At 58.4% G+C, this 21,490-nt stretch carries 21 protein-coding genes; 2 read left to right on the top strand and 19 right to left on the bottom strand.

The annotated features are described in order from the left end of the window. Positions 1-2: 2 nt before the first annotated feature. The 12 genes from B0E33_RS19005 to B0E33_RS18950 form a co-directional block, all read right to left on the bottom strand. Positions 3-260: a DUF2274 domain-containing protein gene (locus B0E33_RS19005; RefSeq protein ID WP_077292089.1), complete on the bottom strand. Its 258-nt coding sequence runs from the start codon at positions 258-260 to the stop codon at positions 3-5. Then, on the bottom strand, positions 257-1,552 hold the full coding sequence (locus B0E33_RS19000) for a TraB/TrbI/VirB10 family type IV secretion system protein (RefSeq protein WP_077292088.1): 1,296 nt from the start codon (positions 1,550-1,552) through the stop codon (positions 257-259). The genes B0E33_RS19005 and B0E33_RS19000 overlap by 4 nt, the downstream gene beginning before the upstream one ends. Further along, a complete protein-coding gene (trbG, locus tag B0E33_RS18995) occupies positions 1,549-2,586 on the bottom strand; it encodes a P-type conjugative transfer protein TrbG (protein ID WP_206051382.1) in 1,038 nt (345 codons plus the stop codon). The genes B0E33_RS19000 and trbG overlap by 4 nt, the downstream gene beginning before the upstream one ends. Then, entirely contained in the window at positions 2,586-3,284 is a 699-nt protein-coding gene (trbF, locus tag B0E33_RS18990) for a conjugal transfer protein TrbF (RefSeq protein WP_077292087.1), read from the bottom strand. The genes trbG and trbF overlap by 1 nt, the downstream gene beginning before the upstream one ends. A gap of 10 nt (positions 3,285-3,294) precedes the next feature. Continuing rightward, positions 3,295-4,626, bottom strand: a complete 1,332-nt coding sequence (trbL, locus tag B0E33_RS18985) for a P-type conjugative transfer protein TrbL (RefSeq protein WP_077292086.1) — start codon at positions 4,624-4,626, stop codon at positions 3,295-3,297. A 101-nt stretch (positions 4,627-4,727) separates the two neighbouring features. Next, positions 4,728-5,438, bottom strand: a complete 711-nt coding sequence (trbJ, locus tag B0E33_RS18980) for a P-type conjugative transfer protein TrbJ (RefSeq protein WP_167579566.1) — start codon at positions 5,436-5,438, stop codon at positions 4,728-4,730. After that, positions 5,438-7,885 carry a conjugal transfer protein TrbE gene (gene trbE, locus B0E33_RS18975; protein ID WP_077292084.1) on the bottom strand — a complete coding sequence of 816 codons (2,448 nt, stop codon included), beginning with the start codon at positions 7,883-7,885 and terminating at the stop codon, positions 5,438-5,440. The genes trbJ and trbE overlap by 1 nt, the downstream gene beginning before the upstream one ends. Beyond that, entirely contained in the window at positions 7,879-8,136 is a 258-nt protein-coding gene (locus tag B0E33_RS18970) for a VirB3 family type IV secretion system protein (RefSeq protein WP_077292083.1), read from the bottom strand. Before B0E33_RS18970 ends, trbE begins: the two co-directional genes overlap by 7 nt. Beyond that, the gene (locus B0E33_RS18965) at positions 8,136-8,465 is read right to left on the bottom strand and encodes a TrbC/VirB2 family type IV secretion system protein (protein ID WP_077292082.1); all 330 of its coding nucleotides are present in this window, start codon (positions 8,463-8,465) and stop codon (positions 8,136-8,138) included. Before B0E33_RS18965 ends, B0E33_RS18970 begins: the two co-directional genes overlap by 1 nt. A 15-nt stretch (positions 8,466-8,480) precedes the next feature. Continuing rightward, positions 8,481-9,461 carry a P-type conjugative transfer ATPase TrbB gene (trbB, locus tag B0E33_RS18960; RefSeq protein ID WP_077292081.1) on the bottom strand — a complete coding sequence of 327 codons (981 nt, stop codon included), beginning with the start codon at positions 9,459-9,461 and terminating at the stop codon, positions 8,481-8,483. Continuing rightward, the gene (locus tag B0E33_RS18955) at positions 9,454-9,963 is read right to left on the bottom strand and encodes a CopG family transcriptional regulator (protein WP_156912438.1); all 510 of its coding nucleotides are present in this window, start codon (positions 9,961-9,963) and stop codon (positions 9,454-9,456) included. Before B0E33_RS18955 ends, trbB begins: the two co-directional genes overlap by 8 nt. A gap of 10 nt (positions 9,964-9,973) precedes the next feature. Next, positions 9,974-12,001 carry a conjugal transfer protein TraG gene (locus B0E33_RS18950; RefSeq protein ID WP_077292079.1) on the bottom strand — a complete coding sequence of 676 codons (2,028 nt, stop codon included), beginning with the start codon at positions 11,999-12,001 and terminating at the stop codon, positions 9,974-9,976. Between the two features lie 481 nt (positions 12,002-12,482). Between B0E33_RS18950 and B0E33_RS18945 the strand changes: the two genes are divergently transcribed. Together B0E33_RS18945 and B0E33_RS18940 are read left to right on the top strand one after the other, a co-directional pair. Further along, the gene (locus B0E33_RS18945; RefSeq protein WP_228148027.1) at positions 12,483-12,797 is read left to right on the top strand and encodes a helix-turn-helix transcriptional regulator; all 315 of its coding nucleotides are present in this window, start codon (positions 12,483-12,485) and stop codon (positions 12,795-12,797) included. After that, a complete protein-coding gene (locus B0E33_RS18940; protein WP_077292077.1) occupies positions 12,794-14,113 on the top strand; it encodes a type II toxin-antitoxin system HipA family toxin in 1,320 nt (439 codons plus the stop codon). Before B0E33_RS18945 ends, B0E33_RS18940 begins: the two co-directional genes overlap by 4 nt. Positions 14,114-14,121: 8 nt before the next feature. On the opposite strand, the gene B0E33_RS18935 is transcribed toward B0E33_RS18940, so the two are convergent. The 7 genes from B0E33_RS18935 to B0E33_RS18905 form a co-directional block, all read right to left on the bottom strand. After that, positions 14,122-16,122 carry a DUF3363 domain-containing protein gene (locus B0E33_RS18935; RefSeq protein WP_077292076.1) on the bottom strand — a complete coding sequence of 667 codons (2,001 nt, stop codon included), beginning with the start codon at positions 16,120-16,122 and terminating at the stop codon, positions 14,122-14,124. A gap of 250 nt (positions 16,123-16,372) precedes the next feature. After that, the gene (locus B0E33_RS18930) at positions 16,373-16,876 is read right to left on the bottom strand and encodes a S26 family signal peptidase (protein WP_077292075.1); all 504 of its coding nucleotides are present in this window, start codon (positions 16,874-16,876) and stop codon (positions 16,373-16,375) included. Continuing rightward, positions 16,873-17,355: a DUF2840 domain-containing protein gene (locus B0E33_RS18925; RefSeq protein WP_167579565.1), complete on the bottom strand. Its 483-nt coding sequence runs from the start codon at positions 17,353-17,355 to the stop codon at positions 16,873-16,875. Before B0E33_RS18925 ends, B0E33_RS18930 begins: the two co-directional genes overlap by 4 nt. Then, positions 17,348-17,560, bottom strand: a complete 213-nt coding sequence (locus B0E33_RS18920; RefSeq protein ID WP_077292073.1) for a helix-turn-helix domain-containing protein — start codon at positions 17,558-17,560, stop codon at positions 17,348-17,350. The genes B0E33_RS18925 and B0E33_RS18920 overlap by 8 nt, the downstream gene beginning before the upstream one ends. A gap of 234 nt (positions 17,561-17,794) precedes the next feature. After that, on the bottom strand, positions 17,795-18,121 hold the full coding sequence (locus tag B0E33_RS18915; protein ID WP_077293455.1) for a DUF736 domain-containing protein: 327 nt from the start codon (positions 18,119-18,121) through the stop codon (positions 17,795-17,797). Between the two features lie 718 nt (positions 18,122-18,839). After that, the gene (locus B0E33_RS18910) at positions 18,840-20,552 is read right to left on the bottom strand and encodes a ParB/RepB/Spo0J family partition protein (protein WP_077292072.1); all 1,713 of its coding nucleotides are present in this window, start codon (positions 20,550-20,552) and stop codon (positions 18,840-18,842) included. Positions 20,553-20,680: 128 nt separating this feature from the next. Then, positions 20,681-21,229: an antirestriction protein ArdA gene (locus B0E33_RS18905; protein WP_077292071.1), complete on the bottom strand. Its 549-nt coding sequence runs from the start codon at positions 21,227-21,229 to the stop codon at positions 20,681-20,683. Positions 21,230-21,490: the final 261 nt, after the last annotated feature.

The following is a 21,490-nucleotide window of genomic DNA, read 5'->3' as shown; positions in this document are numbered from 1 at the left end:
TTTCAAGTCTCCTGAAATTGATCTTGCGAAGATTGAGACCGCCTTTCGGCAAGTTGTTTTCGCGCTCGCTTAAATCCGGCATCCGCGTCCATGAACGACGTAAGCATGAATGGGATCAGGTCAGAAACGGTTTCCTTTTGCCCATAGGCCTGCCGGTAGATTTCAGCGTAATCGTTCAAGGCTTTTTTCAGCTCGACGTCAGCGGTGAAGGTAATTTTTACGGCCTCACGATCAGGGAGCTTGCCCAGTTTCAATGTCATTGTGCTCCTCCCTGTTGGCCGTAGGGTTTCAGCACAACATCCTTGTGCACGATGATCCTGAGTGGCCAACCGGGACGTATTGTGATGGTCGGCTGAATGTTGAGATTGCGTTCAGCCAGGCTCTGCCCAACCTGGTTGGCACTATCCTGGATCGAACTTCTGAGCGCCTCGACCAGATCGCGCTCATCCTGGCCGAAGGTCTGCTCACTGCCGACGCCCAATAGCGTCGACAAGGCTATTCCTTTCAGCAGCCGCCACGTGTGAAAGTCTACCTTATCGTGAAGCCCCGCATACCCGGTGGTGTCGGTTGCCGGCAGGTTATCGATCACGATGGAGGATCCATCCGGCATTATTATGCGCTGCCAAACAACAAGCGCCCTGTCCTGACCGAACGATATCTGACTGTCGTATGTGCCGATGAGACGTGAACCTTGTGGGACGAGCAAATGCTGTCCCGTCCAACTGTCGTAGACATTGCTTGTGACTTGCGCGATCACCTTGCCGGGCAGATCAGAATTCAAACCGGTTACCAGGCTTGCCGAAATGACGGTTCCGGCCATGAGCTGATAAGGTGAAAGCGGTTCCTGCAAACTGTGCTTGCTATAGATGTCGTCTTCGACCCCACCGTTCAGAAACGCCTGCTTGTGAAGCTGCCCATTTTGGTCTGACCCGGTGTCAATTTCGAACGGATCCGTTTGACCAGAGACCGGTTGAAATGAGTACCTCGGCGACTGTGTTCGGTTCGAGCTTAAGGTGTCCGGCTGGTCAACCGGTGACACACTCAAACCCAGTTGGCTGCCGGTTCCAACGGACTTGGTGTTGAGCTGGAAAAAGACGCCGGATTCCCGCCCCTGTTGCGCCAGCCGCGCCAGACGAATTCGATCGGCGCGAGCGGCATCTGCTTCCGGGTCAGGACGGAAGGGCAACTCCGGTGCCGTCCGGACGCCGAGATCCCGCTCTGCCCGCACAAACCCGGTCCCTAGATCACCCGGCAGAGGTGGTCCTAGCTTAATCTTCGGCGCAAGATCGCTGTAGCTGCTCGGAAGCTGATCAAAACCGTCGGGCGTAGGATGATTTTCGGTTCGGTAGAGTTCCTTGCCAGTTCCTGGGCGGTCAAGGATCTGCGGCGGATCGAGCGCTACGAAAACCGCACCTGAAATCAACACCAGACCGGCACTCGAAAGCAGAAACAGCAAACGCCGATTGATCCGCTTCACAGGTCTGGGCCTTGCGCGCAATTCGAGATCTTCAGGATCAAGTTTAGGTGTGGCGCCAATTGTATCTGAACTCATCTGGCTCCCCTCTTATCACCAGCAAGGAACCCGAATAGCGAGCGTCGTCCGGCAGGCCGGCCGTCTGAACGGGTGATGCGGACAACCTGCTGAGGCTTGGTCCCAAGACGCAATTCCGCCGCGGCAAAGAGCCGGTCGACGATGTAATAGCTGCCATTGACCCGGTAATTGACGAGCTGGTTCTCGCCATTGGGCCCGACGACGAAAAGCGGTGGCGCCTCCCCCTGATCCAGTCTTTCCGGAAATTGGATATAGACCTTGTGTGTGTCATCGAAGACCCGCACCGGACGCCAGGACGGCGTATCACCGCTCAGTCGGTAGCGGAATTTCAGCTGATCCAGGCGAAGGCCCCGGTCAGCAACGATTTCCGCGGCTGAGTGTGCCTGAACGTTGCGGCGCTGGAGCGCCAGGAGCTCGTCGCGCGGATAGTGCCAGGAAACCGACGCCATATAGGTTTCGGTGTCGCTGGTCAGTTCCAGATGATAAGTGCGCCTGTCGGTGATGATGACCAGGTTGGTTTTCAAACCTTCTTTAATCGGTTTCACCAGCACATGGGCACGAGCCTTGTCCCCTGTCCCGCTCACCGTATCCCCGATGACCCATCGGACAGTATCGCCGGCAGATACAGCAACAATTGCCTCACCGGTTTGGAGTGCGATGTCGCTGAGCTGTTCCGGAGCAGTGTAGAGCTGATAGAGCGCGCCTTCGACGTATGGATAGATCTGGATCGCGTTGATATAGCCGCCCCCGGTTGGCTCGATTTTCGCGGCCTCGTTGGCGGATGCGATACGTTCTTCCGGTGTCCGCTCATCCTTGGTTTTTCTGACGATGCCCGGCGCCTTTTTCATCTGTCCCGGCAAAGGCAGAAGTTTTGGCTTTTCAACAATCGTTACCGGACCCGGAGGGTCGACAGTAAGGCTCGCCTGATCGAAGGTGGCTGCGTCGAAATCGATTTCCGGTGGCAACTGCTTTTGGGTGCAAGCACCAAGGCTGACGGAAACACAAAGAAAGATCAGTCTCTTCATCAGTTTCATCACTTTTCTTCTTTGGGAGTGAGTTCGCGGCTCCAGTTCACCGCGTGGACGTAAATGCCGAGCGGGTTCCGCCTCAGAGCAGCTTCGGTACGGGGTGGCTTGACGATGACCGTCACGACAGCCCGGTGATGGGTCGTGGCGCCGAGCGTTCCGTTCTCGAACTCTTCCTCACGCCAGCGAATATCGAAGCTCTCTGGCGAGGAGCGCACAACGCTTGTCACCTCGACGGTGACCGTCTTCGTGCCGACCTTGCCGAAGGGATCGTTCTGTCGCGCAAATTCGTTCAGTGTATTTGCAGCTTCAGTGGTCGTGACGTCATAGGCAGCCAACCAGTTCTCGCGGACAATGATCGGGTCTATCGACAACGAGCGGACGTTCTCGATGAACCGGGCGAGGTGCCATGCAATCTGTGCATCGCTTGGCGAATAGGCTTCGAGCGCCGGTCCAATTGCCTTCACTTCACCCAGCCGATCGACCTCGACAACGTAAGGCGTGACTGTGCTGTGGCCGGTTTGCCAGGCGACACCAAAGGAGAGTCCGCCGGCGAGAACCAGGCAACCGAAGGCCATCAGGCGCCAGTTTCGTGCCTGGACGCGCGCGGATCCGATCCGCTCGTCCCAGACCTGAGCTGCCTTCTGGTACGGCGTTTCGGGTTCCGGCGTCCTGCCGTAGGAGATGGTTGCTCGCTTGAAGAACATCGCTCGCCTCTTAGTCATTGGGATCAAGTTTAGGAGTGTCGCCGGAGACGGGCCGGTCACCGTCGCGCAGGGTATGGGCGGCGATGGTCACACCTTCTCTCAGCCTTTGTTCGCGGCGGAGCCGATGTGCCCAGTCAGGTGCTCCGGATTTTGCGGGTTCGCCTGGGCTATTCCGCGTGGCATTGGCTTCCGCGGTACCGGAGGTAGAAGAAGCGGCGCGTTCTCCATTTTCATACGAGTCACGTATTCCGCTCGTCGCACTCGTCGCCAGTTTCCGGGCGCCAAGGCCAATCGTCCCTGCTCCCGCACGCACGACACCCGCGACCCCTGCGGCAATCCCGGCTGCACCGGTTTCCCCTGAAGCAGTCTTGCTCATCTGAAACGAAGCTGTTGCGCCGCCGGCCATCGCCGCGGCTGCGCGCGTCGCGCCGACACCACCCGAAGCAACAGCGCCGCCTGCTCCGAGCGCAACACCGCCCGCAGCTGCTCCGCCAAGTAACAGCCCTGCAGCGGAACCAGCGACAGTGCCGGCGCCGAGTTGCGGCGCGCCGGATACTAGCCCGGCAGCAATACCGGTTCCAAAAATCCCGAGCATGAAGATCGACAGAGCACCGAGAACTGTCGAGGCGGCTTGCGCCAACGTGATGTCGCCACCGGAAAAGGACGACGCGAACTCACCGAAGAGCGTCGAACCAATACCGACAATAATGGCGAGCACCATGAGCTTGATGCCGGCGGCAATCACATTTCCGAGCACCCGTTCGGCAAGAAAAGCTGACTTGTTCCAGAGCGCAAAGGGAACAAGCACAAAGCCTGCGAGTGTCGTCAGCTTGAATTCCAGGATCGTGATGAAGAGCTGGATTGCCAGGATGAAAAAGGCGATCAGCACAACGATCCAGGCAAGCAGAAGGACGACGATGGTCACGAAATTCTCGAAGAACGCGATCGGGCCGATGAGTGTCGAAACCTCGTCCAGCAGCGGCAGCGCCGCATCATACCCGGCCGTGGCAACGAAACCCGGCCTCATCAAATCATCGGCGCTGATCGGAGACCCGGTCGCCTGCAACCCGAGCCCTGCAAAACTCTTAAAGACAATGGAAGACAAGTCGGAGAAATTGTTCAGAATAAAGGCGAATGCGCCGACATAAAGGACTTTGCGGACCAACGACGGCAGCAGGGACCGGTCTTCGGAAAGCGCCCAGAACAGTCCTGCAAGCGTGACGTCTATCCCGATCAGGATCGTCGTCAGAAAGGCAATATCGGGTGCAAGAAGCCCAAAGCCGGAATCGATGTAACGAACGAAAGTTTCGGTAAATCGGTCGATCACGTTCAGGTCATCCATTGCGTGTTCTTTCGCTCGAGCTGCAAGACATGGTTTCCCGTTCCGAGCGGCAGTCCGGTCACCGCCGCTCGGATGATGAGCTTCTTCAATTTGGCTTTAGGTCAGTGCGGCGAGTAAGCGGATCCGCTTCCCACAAAATGTTCGAACCGGGCCTGGCCGCGCTCATGGGCAGCCAGCACATCGGCCTGTGACAATGCATCGGCGCGCGCGGATGCGGCCAGGAGGCTCTGGAGTTGCATGGACTGTTTGGCGGCAAGTGCCGTCAATTGATTGCCGGCCTGAACGGCCTGAAGATTGCCGACGGCGCCCTGGCTTTCACCGATCAACCGGTCGAGCGCGGCTGCGTCGGTTCTGATTTCGCCGACAACGCTCGCCTGAACTTCAAGTGCATGACGGAAGCCATCGCGCGCCAGGTTCCAGGTCTGTCGGGCATCCTGCAGGATCCTGGTCGTCGGAACGCCGCTTGCATACTCTTCCGGGAAGAACTGCCGGTAGGTGCTGTCGATTTCGGAAATCTCATAGGCGATCCCCTGCGCGTCCTGGATCAGACGGTCAACCTGATTGAGAGATCCCTGGAGTTCGCCGGCAATCGAAACCGGAAGATTGGCCAAATTCCTGGTCTGATTGATCAGCATCTGCGCTTCATTGGAGAGTTGCTGGACCTGATTGTTGATCTCCTCCAGCGCACGGGCTGCCGACAGCACATTTTCCGCATGGTTCCATGGATCGTAGACCACCCGCCAGGCAGCGCTTTGCCCGGGCAGGAGTGCGATTGTCGCGGCAAGAGCACCTATGAAAAAACTACGTGACATCAGAGTTCTCCTTCGGCTTCTGATTGGGGGACGTTTCCGGTGAGTTCTGCAGCCCATTCGAGCCCGTGCGCTCGCAGCCACGAATCTGCGAATTCCTCTTCGCCATGCGCGGCGATGAGCTCATCCATGAGAGCGTGATCTTCCCTGCTCGAAGCAGCGATGAAGGCCAGCGCGACAGGACCTGGGTTGAGTTCGAAGAGCCGGTTGCCGTGTCGCGACTGGTAGTAGTAGTCGCGTTTCGGCATTGCCCTGGCGATGATTTCGATCTGACGGCCGTTCAGTCCGAAGGCCTCGTAGATCTCTTTGGCTTGAGGCTCTATTGCCCGATCATTGGGCAGGAAAATACGGCTCGGACAGCTCTCAATGATCGCAGGCGCAATCGAGGAACTGGCAACATCCGAGAGAGCCTGCGTCGCGAAAATCACTGAGACGTTTCGTTTTCTGAGCGTCTTCAACCATTCACGGATACGCGCAGCAAATGCTGGATGATCCAGAAACAGCCAGGCTTCATCGAGGATCAGGAGGGCTGGCGTTCCGTCGAATTTTTGCTCCAACCTGTGAAAGAGGTAGGTGAGCACAGGCAAAACGGCGCCTTCGCTGTGCATCAGCTCTTCCATCTCGAAACACTGGACGGCCCCGAGTGTCAGCCGGTCGTGATCGGCATCGAGCAAGCGGCCATAAGGACCTTCCAGAGTGTAAGGGAGCAGTGCCTGACGCAAATCGTTGCGTTGGAGCAAAGTGGTAAGACCGGTTAATGTGCGTTCCGGCTGCGGTGCCGAGGCAAGGCTCGATAGCGCCGACCAGACCGCGTCCTTGATGTCGGGCGAAACTTCCACTTTCTCCTGGGTCAGTAATCCCAGGATCCATTCCTGCGCGAAGGTTCGCTCCATGATCAGATCGATGTTCACCAGCGGTTGGAATGCGAGCGCGCCCTTCAGCCCCTCCCTCGCCGCACCAAGGTCAAAATAAGCGCCTCCCATTCCAAGGACGGTCGCCCGTGCCGAGCCGCCCTTGTCGAAGATCGTGATCTGGCTCTTTGGGTATCGGCGGAACTGCAGGGCGATCAGAGACAGCAACACCGATTTGCCTGCGCCGGTCGGTCCGACGATGATGGTGTGGCCGACATCGCCGACATGAGTGCTCAGGCGAAACGGCGTCGTGCCATTGGTGCGAACGGTCAGGAGCGGCGGACCATCCAGATGCTCGTTGCGCTCCGGCCCGGCCCAGCTGGCCGAGAGCGGCATCATGTGAGCAAGGTTCAAAGTGTTGACGGGCGCTGCCCGGACGTTCGCATAGACGTGTCCGGGAAGAGACGAAAGCCAGGCCTCCACCGCATTGAGGCTTTCTTCAATTGTCGCAAAACCTCGCCCGTCAGTAACGCGCTTGGCCAATCGGAGCTTCTGATCGGCCCGGTGGTCATGTTCATCGGAGATGACGAGTGTCGTCGTGACATAACCGTAGGAAACAAGATCCGCACCAAGCTCTTGCAGAGCCTCATCGGCATCCGCCGCCTTGTTTTCCGCATCGGCGTCAATCAGCACCGACTGTTCGTTGGTCATGACCTCTTTGACGATCGCCCCTATGGACTTTCGTTTGGCGAACCATTGCCGGCGGTAACGCCGGATCATCTTTTCAGCCGCGGCCTTGTCGAGCGGCAAAAACCGCGTCATCCAGCGATAGGAAAAGCCAAGATGATTGAGATCGTCGAGAATGCCGGGGGTGGTGGCGCCCGGAAATCCCAGCACCGTAAGAAGTCTGAGATGCAACTCCCCAAGCTTCGGCGAAAGGCCGCCGACAAGAGGCGTATCGACAAGCGCAGCGTCGAGATAGGCGGGGATCTCCGGCACCGAGATCGATTGGCGATAGGAGGAGATACAATTGTGCAGGTAGGTCAGGGTCTCGCTGTCTGAGAGCGGCTCGGCTTCCGGCATGACTTGTTCGAGCAGATCGATTGCACGATCCGTTCGGTCGATGAAGGTCTTCAACTGGTCGCGAAAACTTTCATTGTGCCGATTTCCGGAATTTTCGACCAGATACCGCTCAGCCCGGCTCACACTTTCTGAAGGCGGCAACCAGGTGAACGTCAGCACATAGCTGTTTTCAAAAAGAGTGTCGGAGGCTTCAAAGAGAGCCCTGCGCTCTTCGTCGACCAGGGCCGACAGCGGGTCAGGAAAGTCCGAGCGCGGATACTGTCCGGCATCATGCCGGTCCGCTTCAAAGAACAATGCCCAGCCGGACCCGAACCTTCGAAGCAAGTTGTTGATCCGGGCACACGCCGCGACCAGCTCAGCTTCGGTTGCACTTTCAAGATCAGATCCGCGAAACCGGGCTGAGCGCTGCAGGGAACCATCCTTGTTCAGAACGACACCCGGAGCAACGAGGCAGCCCCAAGGCAAATAGTCGGCAAGGCCCGTCGGCCGTTTGCGGTATTCTGCAAGGTTCAACATGAAAGAAAGCCCTTGTGTCGGATATGGCGGGCAAGGACATCCATGAAGGCGGGATCCTTGCGTGCGGCAAAGACGGCGATCGCATGCCCGATCAGCCAAACAGCGGCACCCGCACTCCAAAGCTGAAGGCCCAGCCCAAGAGCGGCAGCGAGCGTGCCGTTGGCGATCGCAACAGTGCGCGGCGCACCGCCCATCAGGATGGGCTCGGTCAACGCGCGGTGGAGCGGGATCTCAAATCCTTGAACGGCCATCAGACAAGCGCTCCGCCCGCAAAGGAAAAGAATGAAAGGAAAAACGATGTGGCGGCAAAGGCGATGGAAAGGCCGAAGACGATCTGGATCAGGCGCCGGAACCCGCCCGAGGCTTCCCCGAAGGCGAGCGACAGTCCTGTAATGACGATGATCATCACCGCGACAATACGGGCAACCGGACCTTCGATGGATTCCAGGATCTGGGTGAGAGGCGCTTCCCAGGGCATGCCGGAACCAGCCGCATGAGCCCTGGCGGTGAGGATGAGGACAATGGTGGATGCAGAGGCAACGTCCGCAAGTCGGCGAAACACAAAATCAGATCGGGTCATATGTGGCTCCCTTTTTCAGGTTGTCGAGGCGAATGGCACGGGTGTCAGAGTTTCAAGGCGATAGTCGCCGTTGGCATCGAGGCCCTTGAGAGACGAGACGGTTTCAACACGCCGTCCCGGTCCCCTCCCCTTCAGAAAGACGACGATGTCGATTGCTTCGGCGATGAGGCGCCGCGGCACGGTGATGACAGCTTCCTGAATGAGCTGCTCAAGCCGGTAGAGCGCGGCATGGCCTGAGTTGGCGTGCAGCGTCGTAATTCCGCCCGGATGTCCGGTGTTCCAGGCCTTGAGCATGTCGAGAGCTTCCGGTCCCCTGACTTCGCCGACAACGATCCGGTCCGGACGCAGGCGCATGGTCGAGCGCACGAGGTCGGCAAGGGAGGCGGTGCCAGACTTGGTTCGAAGGTTCACGCAATCTTCAGCCGCGCATTGAAGTTCGCGCGTGTCCTCGATGATGATCACCCGGTCGCCGCCCAGAGCGACCTCAGCCAACATGGCATTTACCAGTGTTGTCTTGCCCGAGCCGGTTCCGCCTACGACGACAATGTTCTGATGAGATTCAATGGCCTCGCGAATGGCAGTCGCCTGAAGAGGCGTCAGGATCTGCGCACCGACATAATCACTCAACGAGTAGAGGACGTTCGCCGGTTTTCGGATCGAGAAGCAGGGTGCCGGTGCGACAGGGGGAAGCAAGCCTTCGAAACGTTCGCCTGTTTCCGGCAATTCGGCGGAGACTATGGGAGCACCGGAATGGCACTCCTGTCCGATATGGCTTGCGACCAGCCGGATGATTCGTTCTGCTTCGTCCGCACCGATCCTTTGACCGGTGGCAACCCGGCCTTCGCCATGCCGGTCAAGCCACAGCCTTCCATCGGGGTTGACCATCACCTCGGTTGTCAAATTGTCGGCGAGGGCATCGGCGATCTGCGGGCCCATGGCCGTTGCCAGCATTGACCGGCGGCGGTTGCGGGTCGTAGACAGGAGACGGTCATTCATCGCTCGTCTCCAGGTTTTCACCTTCGCGGGAATTTGACTGGTCCTTGCGTACCGAGCGCAGAGCTTCGATTTCGGCCTCGGTGAAGAACTCGCTCTCGCCGGCACTGATTTCATCCAGCACGTCGCGGATCATGTTCTTGCCACCAGCAAGCCGCCTGGCGAGCTGCGTCGTAAAATATTCAAACCGCTCCTTGCCGAGCGCCCGGGCCGCATCCTGATCCGCGTTCGGCAAGGGCGGCGTGACCGTCAGGAAAAAGCGGATGTAGAGAGCGAGCGTTTCGGTCGCGATGGAGAGGTTCCGCTCAAGACGGTCGTATTGACGGCTTATCCGATCGAGCCTTCGGACCAAGGCGCCGTCACGCTGGTCGTCAAATTCCCTGGAGAAAAACCCTAGGAGAGCAGCTTCGACGACGGCGGCTTTGGTCACTCCGGGACGTTTGGTGGCAATTTCCACCCGCTCGGAGAGTTCGTGCGAAATATGGACATTCAAACGGGGCTTCATCGAAATTCCTCTAAAATCCGGGCAGCAGGTCGTCGTCTGAGTGGTCCATCGCATGCGCGCGGCGGACGGCAGCAGTGGTTCGGTTCAGTTGCGTGAGGCGGTTTGCGTTGGCGGCGTCGAAGTCGTCGTCGAGGAGACCGGCATCAGGCGCAATTTCAGGTTCGGTCGGCGTCGGCACTTCCTCCGGCAAAGCCGGGTGGCGCTGGAGACCGCCTTCGTCTTCGTCGGAGCTGATCGCCGTTTGCTGCTGGATTTTTTCAAGGTCAGCACGAGGCGTTCGCGTGAGGCCGGTCCAATCGTCAGGTCGGGTCGGCGGGCGATCCTCAAACGGACCGCCCGCCTTCAGGCCAGGCGGGGGGAGGACCCGGCCCGAAAGGTTTTTGTCATCGAAGTAACGGAGCTTTTTGGCCCTGACCGGCGGGTGACCGGAGATCATGACGACCTCCTCGTCCGCCGGCAGTTGCATGATTTCTCCCGGTGTCATGAGCGCACGTGCCGTTTCCTGGCGGGAGACCATGACGTGCGCGAGCCAGGGCGCGAGCCTGTGACCGGCGTAGTTCCGTTGTGCCCGGAGTTCCGTCGCGGTCCCGAGCGAGTCGGAGATCCTCTTTGCCGTGCGTTCGTCATTGGCCGCGAACGCGATGCGAAGATGGCAATTGTCGAGGATGGAATTGTTCTCGCCATAGGCCTTGGTTATCTGGTTGAGGGACTGGGCGATCAGAAAGCTGCGCACGCCATAGCCGGCCATGAATGCGAGTGCGTTTTCGAAGAAATCGAGCCGTCCGAGCGCGGGGAATTCATCCAGCATCATCAGAAGCTGGTGCTGCCGGGACTTCTTCTTGTCGCCCTCCAGGCGTTCTGTCAGGCGGCGCCCGATCTGATTGAGGATCAATCGGACGAGCGGTTTGGTCCGGGAGATATCTGACGGCGGAATGACCAGATAAAGCGAGACCGGATTTTTCGCATCCTTCAGATCGGCGATCCGCCACTCGCATGCGCTCGTTGTTTCCGCGACTGTCGGATCCCGGTAAAGGCCAAGGAAGGACATGGCCGTTGAGAGAACGCCGGAACGTTCGTTCTCGGATTTGTTCAGGAGCTCACGCGCCGCCTGGGCAACGACAGGGTGAACCTTTGGATCGTTGCCTGAGCCCAGATGATTTGTGCGCATCATGACGCGCAGCGAATGCTCAAAGGAATGCTTGGGATCGGAGAGGAAAGTAGCAACCCGGGAGAGTGTCTTTTCCTTTTCGGCATAAAGGACATGCAGGATCACGCCGACGAGCAGGGAGTGACTGGTTTTTTCCCAATGGTTGCGCCGCTCGAGCGCGCCTTCCGGATCGACAAGAATGTCTGCAATGTTCTGGACATCGCGGACTTCGAAGGGACCTTTGCGGACCTCCAGAAGAGGATTGTACTTGGCGCTTGCCGGATCGGTCGGGTTGAAGAACAGGCAATGGGAGAAATGCGAGCGCCAGCCTGCGGTCAGTTGCCAGTTTTCACCCTTGATGTCGTGGATGACCGCAGAATGCGGCCAGCTCAACAAGGTCGGAATGACGAGGCCGACGCCTTTGCCCGACCGTGTCGGTGCAAAGCACATGACGTGTTCTGGCCCGTCATGGCGCAGATACCGGTCGTTTAACCGTCCGAGAAATACACCTTTGTCGTGGGTGAGCCCGGACTTTGCGATCTCGGCTCTGGTTGCCCAGCGCGCAGAGCCGTAGGTGGTCACCAATTGGTTCTGACGCGCCCGCCAAAGCGATCCGGCAATCGCAACCGCAACCCCTGCCAGACCGCCGGAAGCTGCTATGGTCCCTGCCGTGTTGAAAACGTCCGGAGCATAGCTATCGAAAGCATACCACCACTCGAACAGGCGCCAGGGCAGGTAAACCTCATATCCGGCAATTTCGAACCAGAACGGCCCGAGCCGCGGCTGGTTATCCAGCGAATATGCTGCCCATTGCGTTCCCGCCCAAACGGCACCAATGACGATCGAAAAAACGATCGCAATCTGACCTATAAGGAGTTTGGTGGGTGTCATCGATCTCTTGCCGCTCGTTGAAGCCGGGCAGAAGATCGGCGGAATTTGGTTTGTTAATCAATGAGATCGGCACCAAGGTAATCCAAGGACTGCAAGTTGGGCATATCCAGGGAAGCTTGCTCCGGTTTCATCCAGTCGATTTTCGGGTAGCGGCCGATGTCAGCATCAATCGGGATTGGAGCTTTTGATTTCCAGGGTATGATTTGCACCCGGAAACGGCTTCCTTCGATTCTCCTCGTTTCACGAGGTCATTTCTTAGAAGGACGGAAAAGCGGACCTCGACCTGCGCAAACTCATAAAGTGACATTTTTGCCATTTATCTCTCCATTTATCGCGATAATATGCCATTATTGTCACTTAACAAAATTAATTCTCCTTTCCATAAAGTGCCAAACATGTCATCTTAAGCTGGAATAAAGCCATTAGGTGACAGAATTGGCACATCATGCAGATATCGCGAGACAGTTCTGACGAAGCCATCATGAGAGAACTCGGAGACCGGCTTTCCCGTTATCGCCTCAACCGCGACCTGACGCAGGAGGCACTCGCCGATGAGGCAGGCATTTCGAAACGGACGCTCATGCGGCTTGAAGACGGGGAATCCGTTCAGGCGACCAGTTTGATCCGGGCCTTGCGTGCGCACGGCCTCTTGCAGAATTTCGACGCTCTGGTGCCGCCCCCGCCCTTAAGCCCCATCCAGCAAGCCAAGCAGCATGGAAAAACCCGCAAGCGCGCCTCGTCTCCTCAAGAGGAACCACGGGAAAAAGGCACCTGGTCCTGGGGAGACGATGAATGACAACGGCAATAGTCAGGCTGTGGGGCCGGGATATCGGGGCAGTAAGCTGGGATGCGGACGGCGCGATCGGTAATTTCGAATACGATCCGGTCTTCCGGTCTAGCGGAATTGAAATCTCCCCGCTCACAATGCCGCTCTCGGACCGGATCTACAATTTCCCTGCTTTACCTCGTCCGACCTATCACGGACTACCTGGACTGCTCGCGGACTCTCTTCCGGACGATTTCGGCAACGCCTTGATCAATGCCTGGCTTGCCCGCCAGGGCCGAACGCCTGATACCTTCAATCCGGTGGAGCGGCTTTGTTATACCGGCGCACGGGGCATGGGCGCGCTTGAGTATCAGCCGGCGATCGGGCCGGTCGGTGACAGATCCGTCGACGTTGATGTCGCGGCCCTGGTCGAGCTCGCAAGCGAGATCCTGACCAAACGCAACAATCTGCAAGGCTCGTTTCTCCCAGACGACCGGGAGGGGACCTTGCGCGACATCCTGCGTGTCGGCACCTCGGCAGGCGGCGCGCGAGCAAAAGCCATCATCGCCTGGAACGATCAGACCGGAGAAGTCCGGTCGGGACAGGTATCGGCCGGTGAAGGTTTCAGCTATTGGCTTATAAAATTCGACGGCGTTTCCGGCAACCGCGACAAGGAGCTTGAAGATCCCGCGGGCTATGGCCTGATCGAATATGCCTACTACCGGATGGCCAAAGAGGCGGGCATCCAGATGAGCGAATGCCGTCTCCTGAAGGAAGGCGGCCGCAATCACTTCATGACCAGGCGTTTCGACAGGACGGAAACGGGTGGCAAGTTCCACATGCAATCGCTCTGCGCGATGGAGCATTTCGACTTCAAGCGCGCCGGCGCCTATTCCTACGAGCAGGCACTCCAGACGATCCGCAAGTTAGGCCTGCCGATCGAAGCTGTCGAAGAGCAATTCCGCCGCATGGCCTTCAACATCATTGCCCGTAATCAGGACGATCACGTCAAGAACATTGCTTTCCTGATGGACCGGTCCGGCAGCTGGTCGCTGTCTCCGGCCTTTGACGTGACTTACAGCTACAATCCCTCAGGCGACTGGACGAGTTCCCACCAGATGACGCTGAACGGCAAGCGGGACAGGTTCGTCATGGCAGATTTTGAGGCCTGCGCCAGGCTTGCTTCGATGAAGCGCGGACGCGCCAGGGAAATTGTCGGCCAGGTGCACGAGGCCGTTCAGCACTGGCCGGCGATTGCCGAAGAGACCGGGATAGATGCGCACCGCATTCAGGACATCAGGAGCAACCAGCGGCTGGACATAGCCGAGAGCGGGGAATGCCCCTGAGACGCTGCTTACCCGATGCCCATCCCGCGTTTGCGCGAGAAATCGAAGGACATGCTTGCCCCACGAAGACGTCCGGAGACCAATTTGCCACGCTGGCGTTCGAGGACCGGCCGCCAGGGCACAAGATTGAACTCCTTTGACTTTTCCAGGATTGCAAACCTGCCGCTGGCAAGCTTGACAGACCGCTTGTAGACGCCTTCCGCGCGTTCCCCATCAGGTGTTTCAACAAAGGTAAGTCCGGTTTCATTCGAGAGCTTGGCTCCAACCGCACTCAGCTCCCTTTGCCGCAGGAATTGCAACAGATTGCGCCTGAAGCGGATCCTCCCTGCCTTCCGCTCGGCCAGCCCCTGCTCGATCAGATGCTCTTGCCGACGTTGAATTGCCGAGTTTGCACGGCTTCCAAACCGCCCGCCTCGAAGCTGGAGAGGCTTTGCGTCGAGCAGTTGCCGGTCGAGCCAGGTGGCCCCGTCCGCGCCGACTTGAGCTTCGAGCGAAAGATAGGAAAGTGCGGTTGCACGCGCAGGAAAGCGCGTCTCATTCATTGCAAGGCCGGTGATCCGTTCCTCGAAATCGTCCGGAATTTTCCAGGAACCATCGGCGTTGCGCTGGACGATACCCTGGCGCCGGAGGGCTTCGAGCCGGCGGATATGTGTTTTGACGACCTCCTCCGAGACCTCTCCGGGATTGCTCCGGGACACCTCCGGCGCATAGATCCCGCCATTCTGCCTCGCCAGGTCGGCGATAATACGATCCGCTTCTTTGATGCCCTGCCCCACCGGCTCGACTGCGACGACGGCACCAAGAGGCAGATCCTCCATATCCTGGCGCGGATCGAGAGCGACATGATGGACGCGGCCGTCGGCGCCATCGACCAGGATGTAATGCCCTTCATTCAGCTCATCGTGCAGTCCCCGGTCAATGACCTGGCCTGTTACGGTTCGGCTGCGCGGATCGCCGGGATCGAAAATTGCATAGTCGGAAGCACCCGCATCCAGTCCTGCTGCTTTCAAACCGCGGTGCATGGTCTTGATAATGTCGCCGCGCTCGCCTGCACGCCGCAGGGTCGCTTCCAGTTTGGCCGAAAGCTGCCACTGGCCTGGCGCGACCTCATTTGCAAGTCCTCGCTGTTCCAGGACACGAAGACGTCCTGCCTTGAGTGTTTGCCAGGACCGTTCGTTCGCAGACGCTTTGCTGGCTCCAACATCGAGCAGCCCGTTTCCTGCCTGGCGGAGCAGGCGCCGGTCGAGATCCGTGAACCGGTCCTGTCCGACCTGCCGCGCAAGCTTTTGGCGAAATTCCTGCTCTGTTTGTGGTCCAAGTTCCAAAGTCAGAAGTTCGCTCGCCCGCCGGCGCATGCCATGGCCGATATAATCCCTGGCGATTATGAGATCCTTGCCCTGATCGTCCCGGCCGCGCAGAAGGATATGGGAATGGGGCTGGGCGGTATTGAAATGATCGACGGCCACCCAATCGAGTTTGGTGCCGAGATCCTGTTCCATCGAGCGCATCAGATCGCGGACGAAGGGTTTCAGATCCTCAAGCTCGACAGCGTCTTCCGGTGACACGATGAAACGGAACTGGTGCCGGTCGTCCTCGCTGCGTTTCAGGAAGGCGCGGCCGTCCGCCTCATTGCTGTTCGCATCGTAGAGCCGGCCGGGTTCTTGCTCCCTGGAAACACCATCCCTCTGCAGGTAGCGGAGGTGGGCCCGCGCCGCGCCAAGCCCGCCTCTCCCGCTCCTTCCCGCCAATTTGACGATGCGGGATTTAATGACGACACGCCTGGTGGCGGGAGCGAACCGGTGACCTGCGCGGTGCCGGTTCAGCCAATCGTTGCCGCGTCCGATCCGGCGGCCGGTGAACCTCGTGGACAGCTTGGGGCTTGCACCGCTCGCTCGCTCGGCGGACATCTGGTGGAGCACCCGGTTGAGATAGCTCTTCGACTTCGTGCCGCCCAGGCTCCGAATTCGGCCCGGTTTCGGCCTGAAGACATCGTCCTTGTCTCTGCTCATATCTTGTTGCAGCTCACATCCGTTTGGGTCGGATCAAGACAATCTGCTAACTTGCACCTGGTCTTCTTTTGAGATTTCAGAAGCTTGACCTGTTTCACCTGCACCAGAGGTTTGCCGCTGGGTGCAGGTGAAACCCCATGTGCAGACTGAAGTTCCGGGGAGCTTGCACGCTCCCCTTTTATCTTGCCTTCCGCCGCCTCAGTCCATTTCAGCCGCTCTGGGCCACATATTCTCTGGACGGCCTTACCTGTCATTTCCGGCTCAAGACACTGAGCCGCGTCGCCCTGCCGAGTATCCGGGACCTTTCGACGATCCCGAAATACCGGCTGTCGAAAGAATCCGGATGCTGTTGCAGCAGGAAAATCTGGTTCTCTGCGAGCAAGTGGCACCCCTTCCAATTCGGCAATGGCCGCCCCTTTTTGTCCGTCGCCCGGGCATGTGCGACGGTCATTCCGTTGATCAGAACATCGCGATCAAGACGGCAAACGGTGTCGCCATTGGACGCGGCAATTTCCTTGATCAAGGGGACACCACGCGGAAGATAGAGCCGATCTTCAATAAGCTTTCGAATTGCGTCCGGCGGCTCGATCAGCACGTGGTCGCCGGGTTTCGCGGGTAATTGATCGACCCAATAATAACCGGCCGGAGCGCTTGCAGAACCGTTATAGACAAGCTTGAGCGGCAGCCAATGCGCGCCGGAAGCGGCCAGGGCAAGCACAGAAACAACGGTCGCAATGAGGGTCCGGGTTCTCATTCCAGCACCAGCCTTGCCGTTTGAACGGCTCTGTGCTGGGTGTTTGAATAGGGCCGGATTTCGCTGCGCGTGAGAATACGGTTGTGAAGATGCCGGTAATAGGAAGGAGAGATATCTTCCGCCTCGAAACCGCGCGCTTCGAGCGCGTCCAGCAGCTTGAAGAGTTGCCTTACACGCGCCGCACCGTCCAAATGAAGCAGGATCCCGGCTCCTGGTTTGATGCCATCAACACGGGTAAGCGCGACACCTTGCCGGTCCAACTGACCAAGGGTCTGCGCGACCAGAAAGCTCCAGGACTGCGTTCCATATTCGTTGGCGTACCAGCGGACATAGCCGAACATCTCGCCGGGATCGAAGACGGCGAGCGCGCGTCTTCGATCCAAATCCACGCGCCCGACGGGCCTGCCGAAACGCAAGCGGTCGTTGCGGAACTCGGGATAGAACACGAGCTCAACTGTCGTAAAAAGTCGATCAGACATCGGCGGTCGAATCCTTCTTTCTGAGGTTCGACCAGTCGTTGAGATCGTCGATGTGATAGCGCACGTGACGGCCGTGTTTGCGGTAGATGGGACCGCCGCCATTGACACGCATTTTCTCCAGCGTGTTGGGTCTCAGCTTTAAAAACCGGGCTGCTTCCTTCGTTGTGAGGAACGGGCCGTCGTCTTCCAATTGTGTGTCGGTCATGGCAACTCCAATGGTTGGATTTCGGAGCTGCGGTGCCGAGGATGGTCTTGCCGTAGGTGAGAAAGCAGCGCCGATAGCTGCCAAGATCGGCGAAGACTGTCTATTTGAGCAGCGGCGAAAACCTTCAAGCCGGTTTTCGCCGGAGCATTTCAGTTACGCCTTTCGCCCGAATTCGGATACCGGTTGTAAGAAAGCGCCCCCGCACCGCTCAGTGCGGAGGCTTTCTTATTTCTGTCAGGCCGGATTCCAGAGGATTGCCATGACGTTTTCGTTTGTCTCGCCAGCAGCCCTGCCGAGGTTGGCGAAGATCCGGTGCGGCCCGAATTCAGGGGCTGCGAAGGTCAGGGAGATGTAGGATTTCCCACTGACTTTTCCGGTCCGGTTCCAGCCGCCACCGATTTCGATGCGGTCTTCGGTGAAGACCCGGAAGTCGGGCTGGCCATCACTTTCCTTGGCCTCGTTGGGCTTGATGCTGATGCGTTTTTTGAGGCTCATCATGGAGAGGGTGCCTTCGAAAGCGCCGTTTTCCGTCTTCGTCACAAATCCGAGTGCCTGTGCCATTTTCTTCATCTCCTTGTGTTTGCCGCTTCGGGGCCTCTCCCCTCGGCTGACGCGGGACCAGAAATGGCGGGCGGTGACTGGGGGAACCCTTCAGGGCCGAAGCGCCAAGCGGAGGACTGCCGCGCAGCGGTTTTTTGGGGGCGCAAGCCCCATGCGCGAGGAAGTCCGCCTGGACAAGCGGACGGGGAAAAAACCGCGGAGCGGCAGTTTCGCCCAGGCGCCGTTCGCCATAGGTCCAACTAGCAAAGCCGCAGGGGAGAGGCCTTGAAGCGACGAGGCCAACTAGGGGTGGAAATGGTCAGATACGGGACGCGGGCACGGGCAGAACGGAAAGGAATTCGAATGCAGCGCAGCGCTCGATTTGAGCCCAAAGAACGAGCAAACGCTCCAACTTTGCCGGCTGGGAGAATGGCCAAGCAAAACGGGAGAATCCGTTTCCCGCCAATTGGCAGCAACCGGATCCGGGCAAGCCAAGACCGTGGTAAATTCGCAATTGAGCCACGTTGAATGCATCCGTTGCCAAACACCATCGCCTGCAACAACGGCCGAGCAGCGCGACTGAAACGTTGGATTTTCTCATGTCAGTACGCGTGATCCGGCCATAACACACAGCTCGCGCCGGTTCGGCGCGGGGCTTTGTTTGGACGTTCGAAAAATCCGTACGGCGGGGTGCGAACCTTCATTCCAGGGTGAAAGGTTCGCCCCCGCCTTCCGGTCTTCAGCCGGAAAGCTTTTGGGCTCGATCAGCCATTTCGCCGAGCCGGGCAGCCCCGGATTTGGTGTAGGCAGCAAATGGGAACTTCAGATAGCGCGGCAGCCATTTCGCGTCTTGTTTGTCTTCCGCTCCCTTCAGACTGTCCCGGATCGCCTGCTTCTGGTCTTTTGCCGTTGCGCTGATATTGGCGTTCGCAAGGCCCTTTCCTCCGGTCTCGGCCAGAATTTCATTGATCGCTGCCTTGTCGCGAAGAAGGTCGAAGAAGGCATCTTCCGGCTCCCAGAGGTCACTGAGATCGACACTCAAATGATTGCCGATCTGCTCGATCAGGCTAGTTCCGGCGCTCAAGGTTTCCGCCATGACGAAGGTGAGCAATCGCCCGACTTCGGCGTCGGTGAGTGTGATGAGTTTTGCCAGTAGCGTTCCGACCCGCACATCGAGGCCGAAGGGGCGCGTCAGGGAGGGACAGTCTTCGGCAAGATCGAGGAGTTTCAGGATCTCTGCGCGTTCGGCTTCGAAGGCAACCTGGGCCTTCGAATTTGCGATGCTTTCAGCGGTTGTTTCGCGGTCGGCTATTTGCGGCTCGGGCCGGACCTGCCAAAGATCCGATCCGCGGATCGCATGAGCGACCATCACGCGCAATGCCAACTGCGGCTCTTTCAGCAGAGCACCACGAACAGCCGCATGCCGGTGAAGTTCGATGTAGTTTTGCGCGGCGGCTGTAAGTTCAGGGCGGACCGGACGGTCATCGACAGCTTCGCCGCCTTCTCCAACGCGAACTTTCATGCGCCGGTCGTGTTCTTTGCGTGTCAGGTAGCCTTCGTGGAAAGTGATTTCACCGTTCAATTTTGTTTCAACATAGACCCGGCCACCGTCTTCTTTTCCTGTTTTCGCGTGCTCCCATTGCGGAAAATATGCGCCGGGATCGAGCACGACGACATCCTGCCAGCCTTCTTCTCTAAGGGCGTCGCACCGTTCGGCGATAGCCTTGTTCTGGAGCTGCCAGAACAGGTCACCATCGACGAAATACCCGGTCTCTGCGAAGAGATCCGCGACAATCTCCCCCTGATAGGCATCAAGCGGAAAAAGCGCGGCTTCCAGTTTGATCTCACCGCCGAAGAGCCATTGTTTGAGGTGTCGGCCACGCGGTGCGCGCTCCTCCGGATTTTGAAACAGTTTGAGCCAGTCGGCTTGCTGACCTTTCGTTGCCAGGGTCAGGTGCCTGATGGTTTCGGGGTCGATGTCTTCTTGCCGGTAGGCGTCCCGGATCTCGGGCAAAAGATTACCGAGGGCAAGCGAGCGTTTGACCATGATCGCCGTCACGCCAAAAGTTGATGCGATCTCTTCGACGCTACGGCCTTCTGCGGCCAGTCGCGCAAAGGTTTCAAAGCGTGTCATTTCATCGGGTGCGAGGCGAGCGACGTTTTCGATCAGGGAAGCCTCGAGCGCTGCGGCATCATCTTTTTCGCTCATGACGGCGCAGGGGACCGGCTCGATCTCACCGCCCTCCTTTTCGATCTTCTTGAGGCAGTAGAACCGCCGCCGTCCGGCAACGATCTCGTATCCGCTGCCGTTTTTGCGAACGAGCAGCGGTTGCTGGACGCCTCTTGCGCGAATTGAGGGAAGGATATCGGAGATATCCGGGGCTTTGCGCGCATGACGCATATTGAGCGGTGAAATTTTCAACTGATCGAGAGGAATATGTGCGAGTTCCATTGGAAATGGCTCCTTGAAATCTGCCGGTGCGCCCACCGGAATGTGAGGCGTGAATTGCTGGCATGACCGGCCCGGTCATGCTCAACCCGGACCGAAGACCGGCAGGTTATGAACGAGGTGTTTGGGGCTTACCGGACCCAGAAAACGTGGACTTTTTCGAAGCTCAGTTCGATGGTGAAGACTTCGCCGCCGAGTTCCATGTCACGGGCGATCGCCTCGTAATCTATGTAGTTGGCGAGTCGTTCGGGGATCTCGATCGTTTCTTCGATGAGGGCCTGAGCGTAATCCGCGAGCGAGCTATAAAGGCCCGCATAGTTTTCAAATGCGCCTTCTGCTTGCTCGATGTCGCCGCAAAAATGCTGAAGCAGCTTGCCGCCGAGAGATCCGTGTTCACATACGAAGGCAGCAAGTTCTGCTACGCTTTTGATGCTCGCGTATTCGGAGATTTCGGCCCCTTCAAAGCCTTCGTAATCGTGAATGGCCCATTCCTCGGCATCAAGGATCGGGGAGCCTTTGAGCATCTCGGAAATTTCCGCCTGAATGTCTTCCGTTTCCTGTTCGGCGCGTATCCATTGCCCGTGAAGGCAGCCGTTGTTGTAGGCAGCCAGGCACGCCACATAGATGCGAGGTTCCTGCCCTTCCGCTGGTTTCTGTGCCCGTTGGGTGTTCTCTGTCATTTCCTTACCCTCTATCCCGCCGCTTTTCCCCCAAGGTGAGGGGCGGCGAAGAGGCCCGTCAGCCCCGAGCTTCAAGGGCGCGGTGCAATGGGTTCGGTAGGAGAAGAATGGAAACCTGGACGGACTGAAAACCGAAACGGTTGCGGCGCGACCGCTCGGGGCTAAAAGGGCTGACCGCCCCTCACCGGCAGGGAAAAGCTCAATATGAATTTCGACGGCCGATGGCCGGCGGCCGTTTGCCCGGAACCAAATCCTCGGATC

Origin of the sequence: Roseibium algicola (genome assembly GCF_001999245.1) — a bacterium.
GTDB classification, from domain to species: Bacteria; Pseudomonadota; Alphaproteobacteria; order Rhizobiales; family Stappiaceae; genus Roseibium; species Roseibium algicola.
This window is presented reverse-complemented; position numbering and strand designations above follow the sequence as displayed.